14 protein-coding genes are annotated in these 11271 nt (G+C 72.9%); 7 read left to right on the forward strand and 7 right to left on the reverse strand.

The genetic code is table 11. The annotated features are described in order from the left end of the window. Positions 1 to 158: 158 nt before the first annotated feature. The 3 genes from pdhA to ACY8FT_RS07800 are packed head-to-tail and all read left to right on the forward strand — an operon-like array spanning position 159 to position 3627. Positions 159 to 1283 (forward strand): pyruvate dehydrogenase (acetyl-transferring) E1 component subunit alpha, encoded by a 1125-nt coding sequence (pdhA, locus tag ACY8FT_RS07790; RefSeq protein WP_462418318.1) that lies wholly within the window; start codon positions 159 to 161, stop codon positions 1281 to 1283. Further along, on the forward strand, positions 1280 to 2311 hold the full coding sequence (locus ACY8FT_RS07795) for an alpha-ketoacid dehydrogenase subunit beta (protein ID WP_462418319.1): 1032 nt from the start codon (positions 1280 to 1282) through the stop codon (positions 2309 to 2311). Before pdhA ends, ACY8FT_RS07795 begins: the two co-directional genes overlap by 4 nt. Beyond that, positions 2308 to 3627 (forward strand): dihydrolipoamide acetyltransferase family protein, encoded by a 1320-nt coding sequence (locus ACY8FT_RS07800; RefSeq protein ID WP_462418320.1) that lies wholly within the window; start codon positions 2308 to 2310, stop codon positions 3625 to 3627. Before ACY8FT_RS07795 ends, ACY8FT_RS07800 begins: the two co-directional genes overlap by 4 nt. Before the next feature lie 173 nt (positions 3628 to 3800). On the opposite strand, the gene ACY8FT_RS07805 is transcribed toward ACY8FT_RS07800, so the two are convergent. The 4 genes from ACY8FT_RS07805 to ACY8FT_RS07820 all read right to left on the reverse strand — a co-directional run bounded on the left by ACY8FT_RS07805 (position 3801) and on the right by ACY8FT_RS07820 (position 7585). Next, positions 3801 to 4010, reverse strand: coding sequence for a hypothetical protein (locus tag ACY8FT_RS07805; protein WP_462418321.1), 210 nt, complete (start codon positions 4008 to 4010; stop codon positions 3801 to 3803). A gap of 71 nt (positions 4011 to 4081) precedes the next feature. Next, positions 4082 to 4819 (reverse strand): response regulator transcription factor, encoded by a 738-nt coding sequence (locus ACY8FT_RS07810; RefSeq protein WP_462418322.1) that lies wholly within the window; start codon positions 4817 to 4819, stop codon positions 4082 to 4084. Further along, entirely contained in the window at positions 4816 to 6300 is a 1485-nt protein-coding gene (locus ACY8FT_RS07815; protein ID WP_462418323.1) for a sensor histidine kinase, read from the reverse strand. Before ACY8FT_RS07815 ends, ACY8FT_RS07810 begins: the two co-directional genes overlap by 4 nt. A gap of 79 nt (positions 6301 to 6379) precedes the next feature. Then, entirely contained in the window at positions 6380 to 7585 is a 1206-nt protein-coding gene (locus ACY8FT_RS07820; RefSeq protein WP_462418324.1) for a M20 metallopeptidase family protein, read from the reverse strand. A 297-nt stretch (positions 7586 to 7882) separates the two neighbouring features. On the opposite strand from ACY8FT_RS07820, the gene ACY8FT_RS07825 reads away from it, so the two are divergent. Both ACY8FT_RS07825 and ACY8FT_RS07830 read left to right on the forward strand, forming a co-directional pair. Continuing rightward, a complete protein-coding gene (locus ACY8FT_RS07825; RefSeq protein ID WP_462418325.1) occupies positions 7883 to 8083 on the forward strand; it encodes a M20/M25/M40 family metallo-hydrolase in 201 nt (66 codons plus the stop codon). Between the two features lie 29 nt (positions 8084 to 8112). Continuing rightward, on the forward strand, positions 8113 to 8493 hold the full coding sequence (locus ACY8FT_RS07830; protein ID WP_462418326.1) for a M20/M25/M40 family metallo-hydrolase: 381 nt from the start codon (positions 8113 to 8115) through the stop codon (positions 8491 to 8493). A 31-nt stretch (positions 8494 to 8524) separates the two neighbouring features. Here the strand turns inward: ACY8FT_RS07830 and ACY8FT_RS07835 are convergent, their stop codons facing one another. The 3 genes from ACY8FT_RS07835 to ACY8FT_RS07845 all read right to left on the reverse strand — a co-directional run bounded on the left by ACY8FT_RS07835 (position 8525) and on the right by ACY8FT_RS07845 (position 9698). After that, complete coding sequence (locus tag ACY8FT_RS07835) at positions 8525 to 8920, reverse strand: hypothetical protein (RefSeq protein WP_462418327.1); 396 nt, start codon at positions 8918 to 8920, stop codon at positions 8525 to 8527. Positions 8921 to 8951: 31 nt separating this feature from the next. Beyond that, the gene (locus ACY8FT_RS07840) at positions 8952 to 9389 is read right to left on the reverse strand and encodes a helix-turn-helix domain-containing protein (RefSeq protein WP_462418328.1); all 438 of its coding nucleotides are present in this window, start codon (positions 9387 to 9389) and stop codon (positions 8952 to 8954) included. 63 nt (positions 9390 to 9452) lie between these two features. Further along, positions 9453 to 9698 carry a hypothetical protein gene (locus tag ACY8FT_RS07845; RefSeq protein WP_462418329.1) on the reverse strand — a complete coding sequence of 82 codons (246 nt, stop codon included), beginning with the start codon at positions 9696 to 9698 and terminating at the stop codon, positions 9453 to 9455. A gap of 194 nt (positions 9699 to 9892) precedes the next feature. On the opposite strand from ACY8FT_RS07845, the gene ACY8FT_RS07850 reads away from it, so the two are divergent. Both ACY8FT_RS07850 and ACY8FT_RS07855 read left to right on the forward strand, forming a co-directional pair. Further along, positions 9893 to 10912: a hypothetical protein gene (locus ACY8FT_RS07850; RefSeq protein WP_462418330.1), complete on the forward strand. Its 1020-nt coding sequence runs from the start codon at positions 9893 to 9895 to the stop codon at positions 10910 to 10912. Between the two features lie 14 nt (positions 10913 to 10926). Beyond that, positions 10927 to 11268 (forward strand): hypothetical protein, encoded by a 342-nt coding sequence (locus ACY8FT_RS07855; protein ID WP_462418331.1) that lies wholly within the window; start codon positions 10927 to 10929, stop codon positions 11266 to 11268. Positions 11269 to 11271: the final 3 nt, after the last annotated feature.

Here is an 11271-nt window from a genome sequence, read left to right on the forward strand (position 1 = left end):
TGAAGCCACCCCACTCCCACCGACAACGTCATCATACAGAACACCCCACCCGATTGCAACACGTGTTGCACAGGGGGCTCGCACCCCTCACCCCCACCCCACCGTGTGACGTGAGCCATACTGGCCGGCGGCCCACATCACGTCTCCCGGGAGGTTCCATGGCCACCCCGCAGGACCTGCTGCCCAGCAGCGATCCGGTCCAGTTCATCGCACCCGGCGGCGAGCTCACCGCATCGGACCACCCGCGGGGCTACACCCTGCCGGACGCCGAGAAGCTCCTCGCCCTGTACCGCGGCATGGTGCTCGGACGCCGCTTCGACAAGCAGGCCACCGCCCTCACCAAGCAGGGTCGCCTCGCCGTCTACCCGAGCAGCTTCGGGCAGGACGCCTGCCAGGTCGCCACCGTCCAGGCCCTGCGCGAGGACGACTGGCTGTTCCCCACCTACCGCGACTCGATGGCCGTGGTCACCCGCGGCGTCGACCCGGTCGAGGTGCTCACCCTGCTCAAGGGCGACTGGCACGCCGGCTACGACGTCAGCGCCACCCGCACCGCGCCGCAGTGCACCCCGCTGGCCACCCAGCTGGTCCACGCCGCCGGCACCGGCTCTGCCCTGGCCCGCAAGGGCTCCGACGCCGCGGTGCTCGCCTTCATCGGCGACGGCGCGACCTCCGAGGGCGACTTCCACGAGGGCCTCAACTTCGCCGCCGTGTTCAAGGCACCCGTCGTGTTCGTCGTGCAGAACAACACCTACGCGATCTCCGTGCCGCTCTCGAAGCAGACCAAGGCACCGTCGCTGGCCTACAAGGGCATCGGCTACGGCATCCCGTCCGAGCAGGTGGACGGCAACGACGCCGCCGCCGTCGCCGCGGTCATGGACACCGCCCTGGCACGCGCCCGGGCGGGCGATGGCCCCACCCTCGTGGAGCTGCACACCTACCGCCTGGACGCCCACACCAACGCCGACGACGCGACCCGCTACCGCGAGGACTCCGAGGTGCAGGGCTGGCTGGCCAAGGACCCGGTCGTCCGCCTGGAGCAGTACCTGCTGGCCCAGGGCCTGCTGGACGACGCCCGCATCGAGGAGATCCGCGCCGAGGGCGAGGAGCAGGCCGCGAGCCTGCGCGAGCGCATGAACGCCGACGTGGAGCACGACCCGATGGACCTGTTCGAGCACGTCTACGCCGAGCCCACCCCGCAGCTGCTGGAGCAGCGCGCCCAGGTGGCCGCCGAGCTGGCCGCCGCCGGTGAGGACGCCCAGACCACCGAGGAGGCCACCCGATGACCGTGACCATGGCCCAGGCCCTCAACCAGGCCCTGCGCGACGCGATGACCGCCGACGAGAAGGTGCTCGTGTTCGGCGAGGACGTCGGCACGCTCGGCGGCGTCTTCCGCATCACCGACGGGCTCACCCGCGACTTCGGCGAGGACCGCTGCTTCGACACCCCGTTGGCCGAGGCCGGCATCATGGGCTTCGCCGTCGGCATGGCCATGGAGGGCTTCCGCCCCGTGGTCGAGATGCAGTTCGACGCCTTCGGCTACCCCGCCTTCGAGCAGGTCGTCAGCCACGTGGCCAAGCTGCGCAACCGCACCCGCGGCACCGTGCAGCTGCCGATGGTGATCCGCGTGCCGTTCGCCGGCGGCATCGGCGGCGTGGAGCACCACTGCGACTCCTCCGAGGGCTACTACGCCCACACCCCCGGGCTGAAGGTCGTCACGCCCTCCACCCCGGGCGACGCCTACTCGCTGCTGCGCGAGGCCATCGCCAGCGACGACCCGGTGGTCTTCATGGAGCCCAAGGTCTCCTACTGGGCCAAGGAGGAGGTCGAGCTGCCCGTCGAGCGCGAGGCGTTCGGCACCTCCGCCGTCCGCCGCGAGGGCAGCGACGTCACCCTGGTGACCTACGGGCCGCAGCTGAAGACCTGCCTGCAGGCCGCCGAGGCCGCCGCCGAGCTGGGCTACGACTGCGAGGTCGTCGACCTGCGCACCCTCGTCCCCTTCGACGACGAGGGTGTGGCCGCCTCCGTGCGCAAGACGGGCCGCTGCGTGGTCGTCTCCGAGGCGCAGGGCTTCGCCGGCGTGGCCGCCGAGGTGGCCGCCCGCGTGCAGGAGCGCTGCTTCCACTCGCTGGCCGCGCCGGTGCTGCGCGTGACCGGTTTCGACATCCCGTTCCCGCCGCCCAAGCTGGAGCACGCCCAGCTGCCGAGCGTGGACCGGGTGCTCGACGCCATCGAGCGCCTGCAGTGGGACGACGAGCCCGACCTGACCCATGCCGGCGGCGCGGCCGCCCCGATGCCGGGAGGTGCCCGATGAGCGCACAGGTCTTCCTGCTGCCCGACCTGGGCGAGGGACTCACCGAGGCCGAGGTCGTCGAGTGGCTGGTGGCCGTCGGCGACGAGGTCGAGATCGACCAGAACGTCGTCACCGTCGAGACCGCGAAGGCGACCGTCGAGGTGCCCGTCCCCTTCGCGGGGACCGTCTCGGCGCTGCACGGCGAGGTCGGCCAGGTGATGGAGGTGGGGCGACCCCTCATCTCCGTCGGCGGGGCCGGTGACGACGCGGGGTCCGACGGATCCGGGGAGGGCGCGCAGGGTGCCGACGCCCCGGGTGACTCCGGGAGCGACCCGCGCGCCGGCCACCAGCAGTACCGCACCGAGGAGCAGGCCGGTGTCGAGGTGCCCGCCGAGGGCGGCGCCACGCAGGACGAGGGCTCCGGCGCGGTCCTCATCGGCTTCGGCACCGGGCACGGCGGCTCCACCCGGCGCCGCCGCACGCCCCGCGGTGCCGCCGCCACCTCTTCCCCCTCCCCGATTTCGTCCCCTGATGCGACCGAATCGGCACGACACGCCGCATCCACGCCCCAGAAGGGCACATCAGGGGACCAAATTGGGAAGAGGGATGGCGACGCGGCACAGGCGCCCCGCCTGTCGGACGAGCGCATCCCCCTCACCGGCGTGATGCGGATGATGACCGAGCGCCTCACCGCCTCCCGCAGCGAGATCCCCGACGCGACCACCTGGGTGGACGCGGACGCGACAAAGCTGCTGCGCGCCAAGGACGCCCTGAAGGCCGCGCGCCCGGACGCCGGCATCGGGGTGCTGCCGCTCATGGCCCGCATCGTGGTGGTCGGCTTGCACCGCCACCCGGCGCTCAACGCCTCGGTGGAGATGCAGGACGGCACCGCCGTCGCCGTGCAGCGCCACGCCCGCATCAACCTGGGCTTCGCCGCCCAGTCGCCGCGTGGCCTGGTGGTGCCCGTCGTCCACGACGCCGGGTCCATGACCACCACCGAGCTCGCGGCCGCCCTGCGGGAGCTCACCGGCCTGGCACGGGAGGGACGCCTCTCCCCCGCCCAGCTGACCGGCGGCACGTTCACGCTCAACAACTACGGCGTGTTCGGCGTGGACGGCTCGACCCCGATCATCAACCACCCCGAGGCCGCGATGCTGGGCGTCGGCCGCATCGTCGAGCGCCCCTGGGCGGTGCACGGCAAGCTCAAGGTGCGCAAGGTGACCCAGCTGGGCTTCACCTTCGACCACCGCGTCTGCGACGGCGGCACGGCCGGCGGCTTCCTGCGCTTCGTCGCCGACTGCGTGGAGGACCCGGCGCTGCTGCTCGCCGAGCTCTGAGCCCGGACACACGAAAGGCGTTCCGCGATCCCCCCTCAAGGATCGCGGAACGCCTTCGTCGTGCCCCCTCGTGCTCGAGGCTAGGAGCTGGCCGGCGCCGGGAACGTCCCACGGCGGCAGGGCTCTCGACCGCTTCCGACACCCCCGGCCTCCACCCGGGGGTGGAGGCCGGCTCAGCGTCGGGGCTGAGACGAGCCCCCGCCGCTCAGCGCGGAGCGCAGCGCGGCCCGGCCGGGGATGAGGATGATGAGGCCCAGCACCAGCGACACCCAGCGCGCGATCTCCGGGCTCATGCCGAGGAACTCGATCAGCGCGTAGCGCAGGCCGGTGAACACGAGCACGGCCAGGACGATGCTGATGATCCAGGACAGGACGGTCTGCATGGTTCTCCACTCTCGGTCGGGGCGGCCCGGTGGGCCGAGGAATCAGTGGTCCACGCTACCCGCGGGCCGGCTCAGCCGCGGGTGGATCCGCCGGCCGTCGTCTGGCCGCCGGCACCGGGCTGACCGACGATGCCGGCCTCGTAGGCCGTGATGACCAGCTGCACGCGGTCACGACAGCCCAGCTTGAACAGCAGCCGACCGATGTGGGTCTTGATGGTCGCCTCGGCCACGAACAGCTTCTTGGCGATCTCGGTGTTGCTGAGCCCGGAGGCCACGGCCTCGAAGACCTCGTACTCGCGCTCGGTCAGCACCTCGCGCAGGTACTCCTGCTGCTCGGCGGGGGTCGCGGTCTCCTCGGTCTCCGTGTTCAGGGTGGGCACGAAGCGCTCGAGCAGGCGACGCGTGGTGGAGGGGGCCACGACGGCGTCACCGGAGGCGACGGCGCGGATGGCGGTGAGCAGCTCCTCCGGTCCGGCGTCCTTGAGCAGGAAGCCCGAGGCCCCCGCCTCCAAGGCGGCATAGGCGTACTCGTCCATGTCGAAGGTGGTGAGCACCACGACCTTCGGCTCGGCGCCGCTGGGGTGGGAGTCGCGGCCCAGCAGCACCCGGGTCGCCTCGATGCCGTCCATCCGCGGCATGCGGATGTCCATGAGCACCACGTCCGCGGCGATCGTCTTGAGCTGGTCGACGGCGGACTGCCCGTCGGGCGCCTCGCCGACGACGCTCATGTCGGGCTGTGCGTCCAGCACCATGCGGAAGCCGGCACGCACGAGGGACTGGTCGTCCACGAGGAAGATGCGCGAGGTCATGGGGAGCTCCAAGGAAGGGGGCAGGGGGTGGCGGTCGGGTGGGTGACGGAGAACGGTGCGGGCGGCAGGCCCTGCGGCTCGGTGATCTCGGCCTCCTCCTCCGGCCGCTCCTCGGTGGCCGGCGCCGGGGGCGCGGCGGGCTGGGCCACCGGGGTGGGCCAGCCGGGCTCCTCCGGGCCGAGGTCCGGCCCCATCTCGGTCGGGGGCACGAACTGCCGGCTGCGGCGCCGCCGGGTACCGGAGGCGTTCGGGGAGAGCGGGAAGCGCGCGCGCACCAGGAAGCCACCGCCGCTGCGCATGCCGGTCAGCAGCTCGCCGTCCAGCGCCGCGACACGCTCGTGCATGCCCAGGATCCCGTGCCCGCTCGACTGGCGCTGGGTGGGCCCGGCGCCGTCGTCGGCCACGCTGATGGTCAGGTACGGCCCGGCCACCTGCACCCGGATGCGCACGACCGTCACCGGCCCAGCGTGCTTGATGACGTTGGTCGTCGCCTCCTGCACCACGCGGTAGGCCGCGGCGGAGAGGCTGGGGGTGACCGTCACCTGCTCCACCCCGTGCTGCGGGGTCTGGCCCATCGCCTCGGCGAGGGAGGGGTCGAGGATCGCCTGCACCGGCAGGCTGGAGTCCTCGAGCCGCTCGATGAGGGTGGGCAGGTCGCCCAGCCCCTGACCGGGGCTGTACTCGGCGCCGAGGTCCGGGTCGCGCAGCACGCCGACGAGACGCCGGGTCTCCCCCAGCGCCTCACGGGCGGTGGTCGCGATCTGCTCCAGCGCCGTCTGCGCGCCCTCGACCGCACCGGCCTGGGCGGCGTAGCGACCACCGTCGGCCTGGACGATCACCACCGACAGCGAGTGGGCGATGATGTCGTGCATCTCGCGGGCGATGGCCGCCCGTTCGCTGCGCACCGCCAGCTGCGCCCGCTGCTCGCGGTCGCGCGCCAGCGCCGCCTGCTGGTCCCCCTCACGGGCCATGACGGCGCGGCGGTGCTGCATGAGGTCGCCCAGCATCCACGGCAGGAACAGCCCGGCGGCGTAGATCACCATCATCACGACGGCACCCACCCCGGTCGGGGCGAAGTCGAAGCCGGCGGGCACCGAGGCCACGAGCAGCAGCACGAGGGCCGCCAGGCGGACGAGCCGGCGACCGTGGCTGGTGGACTTGTAGATGGCCAGGGGGATGATGAAGTTGCCCGGCATCATCGTGTCGGTGAACACCACCTGTGCCACGCCCAGGACGCTGAACGCCACGAGCATGGCCACCAGGCTCACCGAGCGCAGCAGGTAGGCCAGCAGATAGGCCGCCGACCAAAGCAGCGCCCACCACGGCAGGGTCCAGGCCGTCGCGGCCGTGAACACCACCACCACCGCAGCGCCCGTCGCGGCGTCGGCCAGGACCGGGTGCCGACGGGCCGCGTCGGAGAGCGTGTAGGCCCATCGGAGGAGCTCCAGGTCCTCGGATCGGCCACGGGTGGAGTCAGACATCGCGCCGACACTATGCACCGGCTCGTCCTCCGACCATCCGCCTGCGGTCGTGGTTCGGGAGACGTCACCGTCGCTGCCCCTACTCAGGGCGGGCCGCCAGTACCTGGACCCCGCCGAGGTAGCCCGCCACGAGGGTGCGCGCCATCGTGCCGATGACCTCGGCCGGGGGCAGGAAGCGCGCGTCGTGCAGACCCACCGCGTCGGTGACGTCGGGGGGCCGGACGCCGACGAAGGCCATGAGGCCGGGCATCCGGTCGGTGTAGAAGGAGAAGTCGTCGGCGCCCATCGACCGCATCGGCTCGGCGGGGCGGATGCCGGAGTCCAGCAGCCACCGGTCGGTGAAGCCGACCAGCGTCGGGTCGTTGGCCAGCACCGGCATGCCCCGGGTGTGGGAGGCACGGCAGTGCACCCCGAACGCCTCGGCCACCCGGGTGGCGTGCAGCGTGATGGCCTCCTGCACCCGGCGGCGGTCGTCGGCGTCCACCGTGCGGAGCGTGCCCATGACCACGCCGTCCTCGGGCAACACGTTGTCCGCGGGCGGACCGGCCGACAGGTGCCCGACGGTCACCACCACCGGGCGCATCGGGTCGGCCACCTTGCGGACGACGTCCTGCAGCCCCATCGCGGTGGTGGCCACGGCGGCCATCACGTCGTTGCCGGTGTGGGGGTAGGCCCCGTGCCCGCCCTCCCCGCGGCAGTCCAGCCGGAAGCTGTCGGCGGCCGCGTTCACCACGCCACCGCCGGTGGCCACGGCACCCAGCGGCACCGCGGCGTGGACGTGGGCCCCCACCGAGACGCCCACCCGGTGCTCGTCCAGCATGCCGCTGCTCACGACGTCGTACCCGCCGTGGGGCGCGGACTCCTCGCGCGGCTGCAGCAGGGGCACCAGGCCCACCGGCAGGTCCAGCCCGCGGGCGGCCCGGACCGCGGCCACCAGGGCGGCCATGTGCACGTCGTGCCCGCAGGCGTGCATGGCGCCGTTGGTGGAGGCGTAGGGCGCACCGGTGGCCTCCTCGACGGGCAGGCCGTCCATCTCCGCACGGAGCATCACCGACGGCCCCTCGGCCGGCCCGGTGCGCCCGATGCGCCCCGTCTGGGCGATGCGCTGCATCGGCACCTCGAGGGCGTCCTCCAGGAGGGTGGCCGTCGCCTCCTCGTCGCCCGAGAGGTGCGGGTCGGCATGGATCCGCTCGCGCAGCGCGCGGGCGGCCGGCAGCTCGGCGTCGAGGCGGGTCAGCCACTCCTCGCGCAGTGACGCGAGGTCGGCGAGGGGAAGGGCAGACATGGGCCGCACCTTACGCGCGAGCCGGGGCCACGACGGGCCCGTGGCCCTGCCGCGGGAGCGGGTCGGGACTAGCGTCGGGGGCATGAGCACCGCCGTCGAGAGGATCCTGCAGCCGCTGGAGGAGATCACCGCCTGGCAGCAGGAGGTGTACGAGGACCTGCACGCCCACCCCGAGCTGTCGATGCAGGAGGAGCGCACCGCGGACGTGGTGGCCGGCGCCCTGGAGGAGGACGGATACGAGGTGCACCGCATCAGCGGTGGGGGGTCGGGCTGCTGCGCAACGGGGACGGCGGCACCGTGCTGTTCCGCACGGACATGGACGCCCTGCCGGTGGCCGAGGACACGGGGCTGGGGTACGCCTCTGGGGTCACGCAGGTGGCCCGGGAGGGGACGGAGCGCCCGGTGATGCACGCCTGCGGGCACGACGTGCACACCGCCGTGGGGCTGGCCGCCGCCCGGCTGATGGCGCGCGGCACCGACCACTGGGCGGGCAGGTGATGGTGTCGGCCGGGCCTACTCCGACGGGGGTGCGCCACCAGCTGGTGGAGGGCGTCGAGCGGATCGTGCGCGCCGAGTGCGAGGCCTCCGGGTCGCCCCGGGAGCCGGAGTTCGAGTACTCCGCGCGGTACCCGCTGACGGACAACGACGAGGCGACCGCCGAGCGGGTGCGCGAGGCGCTGGTCGCGCAGCTCGGCGAGGACGCGGTGCAGGACATGCCCTCGCAGACCGCCTCGGAGGACTTCTCCGTCGTGCCCGACGCGCTGGGGGCGCCGTACTGCTACTGGGGCTTCGGCGGGTTCACGCCGGACCAGGACCCGGTGGCCAACCACAACCCGGGCTTCGCGCCGGCGCAGCAGCCGACGCTGCGGACCGGCGTGGAGGCGGCCGTGGCCGCCGCGGGGGCGTGACTGGGAGTGTGAGGGCGCTGCCCGGCGGGCCTCAGAACGGCAGCGTGGACAGGCCGATGACCGCGGCGCACGCGCCAGCCAGGACGCTGGCGACCGGGATGTTCCAGGTGGGCTGGCCCGGGCGCGTGCCGAGCAGCCAGCGGGTGGCGACGAACGCCGCCCCGGCCAGCGCGAAACCGACGCCGAGGGCGCTGATCCAGGCGTCCCCGTCGGTGAGCAGCCGGTCCAGGTGACGCTCGCCGGAGAGACCGCGGACGGCCATCATCAGGACGGCGGACGCCACCCACAGCGCGACGAAGGGCACCGCCCCCAACTCGTTGAGTTCCGCACGGCGGGCGGCGTGACCGGGCCCGACCAGCAGCAGCGCACCGTGGGCGAGCACGGTGACGACGGCCAGGACGGCCACGGCGGTGGCGAGGGTGGTCATGGGGCTCCTCGGGACAGGGGATGTTCACGGGTCAGACGTCGTCCTCGTAGAGGCCATGCGCGTGACCGAGCTCCGCGATCTCGTCGAGGCCCTGCCGTGTCGCGGCACGCTGCCGCTCCACGTGCGCCAGGACATCCGCCGCACGAACGCGTCGATGGGTCCCCACATGACGGAAAGGCAGCTCTTCCCGGTCCATCAGGTTGCAGACGTGGGTCCGTGAGACCCCCATGAGCTCCGCTGCCCTCGCAGTGGTCAGGAGCTCCTCGACGGCGCCCACGTAGACCCCCTCACCACGGGCGAAGTGACCCAGGAGGTCTCGGACGGCAGCGGCAGCCGCTCCATCCAGTTCGATGGTTCGGCCATCCATCTCGACGGACACGGGAGCAATCGGGGCCTGCTGAGTCCCTGCGACAGCTCGCGGCTCGCTGGGTGCCGACGTGAGGTCGGGCGTGTACGTGTGTGCGGTCACGGTGTCTCCTCTCGAAATGCCGAGCGTAACTGACGCAAGTGACACACCCTCGTGGAACAGTCGCTAGCCCACCACCCGCGCCACGGCCCGCCCGGCGACGAAGAACGGCCACAGCACCAGCTCCAGGGCGAGCTCGACCAGCCAGAACGGCAGGATCAGCAGCATCGGCACGAGCATCAGGAACGCGATGAACCCCGAGATCGGGTCGCTCCCGATGGGCGCACTGGTCAGCAGATCCGCGCAGCCCTTCATCCACGTCCCGGTGACCATCGGCCACGGAAGGCACCAGACGGAACGGTTCGCCCCCATCACCCCTCCTCTCGCACGCCGTGAGCCTAGCCCCGGGCCACCCGGCGCCACCGCAGTACGCACGGGCCATGGACACGTCATTCAGTACTCCGTCAAGACCTGCCGGCCCCGGTTGCCCCGAGTGGCGCGGGTCGAAACGGTGGACCCGCCTCATCGCCAAACGCGTTGCTCCACTTGAGGATCAGGAGGGGATCATGCACACCACGCTTCTCGCCTACGACTCGACCTGCGCCCTGTGCACCGAGACCGCGCGCTCGGTGGAGAAGGCCACCGAGGGGCGGCTCCGGGTCGAGGCCATCAACAGCCCGACGGTGCAGGAACTGTTCGCCCGCGCCGGGGGCGGCTACGGGTCGCGCCCGGCCATGGTGCGCTCGGACGGCAGCACCGTCGAGGTGTTCGAGGGAGCCCGTCTGGGGCTCGAGCTGGCCCGCTATCTGGGCGTCCGACGCACCTGGCGGGTCCTCCAGGCCCTGGGCAGCCGTCCGCAGGCCGACCCCACGGCTCTGCCGGTCTCGCGCAAGGGCTTCCTGGCCGGCGCCGCCGGCACCCTCGGAGCGTGGACGATGCTCACGGGACCGGCCGGAGCCGGCCCGCGCCCCACCTTCCAGCACTCCAGGGCGACCTGGCTCCAGGAGGTCCGGATCACGGGCTCCGAGGAGCTCCCCGGCGACCGGGCCCGCGCCGAGATGGAGCGCTACGTCCGGACGACCACGGCCTCCACGATGGGGGCCGGTGACCACTTCGGCGACCTCGGGCAGGCCGAGGTGAAGGGCGTCCTGCACCACACGGACAAGGGCGACTTCGTGGCCGTCTCGGCGACGAGCTCCTCGCAGGTGCTCGCCCTCTACGCCGGGACGATCGACGGCCAGGAGGTGGAGAGCACCCGCCTGTTCGAGGCGCGGGACCTCGACGCCGACGGCAGCCCCCGCACCGCGCGCCTGGTCTCCACCTCCCACCAGAGCGAGGTGGAGGTGACGCCGGCCGCGTCGTGCAACGACGAGGAGTGCCACGCGAAGGGGCGCTGCTACTCGTGCCAGTGCGTGGACCTGGACCTCAAGTGCGCGGTCACGTGCTGCGGGCCGTGCGCGTTCTCCTGCGCGGCGATCTGGCCCTGCCTGGGCTGCATGGTCGTCTGGTGCCCGCTGTGCGCCGGCTGGGCCGCGGAGTGCTGCCTCGGCTCGGCGTGCCAGCGCCGGACGAGCCCGAGCTGCTGACCCGAGGAGGTCCGATGTCCACGACCCACAAGATCCTCTGGACTCTGGTGGTCGTCGCCGCCACCGCCGCCCTGGGCTGGTCCCTGGCCTCGGCGGGGACGGCGTACCTGGCCAGCCTCTTCGTGCTGGCCGCCTCGTTCGTGGTGGCCGTGTGGCTGACCGGAGCGTCGCGGCGCCTCCTGGGGTGGCTGGTGGCCGGCGTCTCCGTGGTGGCGGCCTTCGTCTGGCTCCTCCAGCGCGACCCGCTGGACGCCTGGCCGTTCCTCGCCCTGGCCCTGGGGGCCGCCGAGATCGCCGGCACCACCAAGGAGGCCGACCCGCCCCGTCGCGAAGAGGCCCTCGGGTCGAGGACCTGAAGG

Source organism: Kytococcus sp. Marseille-QA3725 (assembly GCF_054950055.1).

What these genes read in the sequence shown, in the direction of transcription:
- pdhA (WP_462418318.1), top strand. Translation starts at nt 159, where the DNA reads ATGGCCACCCCGCAGGACCTGCTGCCCAGCAGCGATCCGGTCCAGTTC.
- ACY8FT_RS07815 (WP_462418323.1), bottom strand. Translation starts at nt 6,300, where the DNA reads ATGTCTGACTCCACCCGTGGCCGATCCGAGGACCTGGAGCTCCTCCGA.
- ACY8FT_RS07835 (WP_462418327.1), bottom strand. Translation starts at nt 8,920, where the DNA reads ATGACCACCCTCGCCACCGCCGTGGCCGTCCTGGCCGTCGTCACCGTG.
- ACY8FT_RS07800 (WP_462418320.1), top strand. Translation starts at nt 2,308, where the DNA reads ATGAGCGCACAGGTCTTCCTGCTGCCCGACCTGGGCGAGGGACTCACC.
- ACY8FT_RS07845 (WP_462418329.1), bottom strand. Translation starts at nt 9,698, where the DNA reads ATGGGGGCGAACCGTTCCGTCTGGTGCCTTCCGTGGCCGATGGTCACC.
- ACY8FT_RS07820 (WP_462418324.1), bottom strand. Translation starts at nt 7,585, where the DNA reads ATGTCTGCCCTTCCCCTCGCCGACCTCGCGTCACTGCGCGAGGAGTGG.
- ACY8FT_RS07850 (WP_462418330.1), top strand. Translation starts at nt 9,893, where the DNA reads ATGCACACCACGCTTCTCGCCTACGACTCGACCTGCGCCCTGTGCACC.
- ACY8FT_RS07805 (WP_462418321.1), bottom strand. Translation starts at nt 4,010, where the DNA reads ATGCAGACCGTCCTGTCCTGGATCATCAGCATCGTCCTGGCCGTGCTC.
- ACY8FT_RS07855 (WP_462418331.1), top strand. Translation starts at nt 10,927, where the DNA reads ATGTCCACGACCCACAAGATCCTCTGGACTCTGGTGGTCGTCGCCGCC.
- ACY8FT_RS07795 (WP_462418319.1), top strand. Translation starts at nt 1,280, where the DNA reads ATGACCGTGACCATGGCCCAGGCCCTCAACCAGGCCCTGCGCGACGCG.
- ACY8FT_RS07810 (WP_462418322.1), bottom strand. Translation starts at nt 4,819, where the DNA reads ATGACCTCGCGCATCTTCCTCGTGGACGACCAGTCCCTCGTGCGTGCC.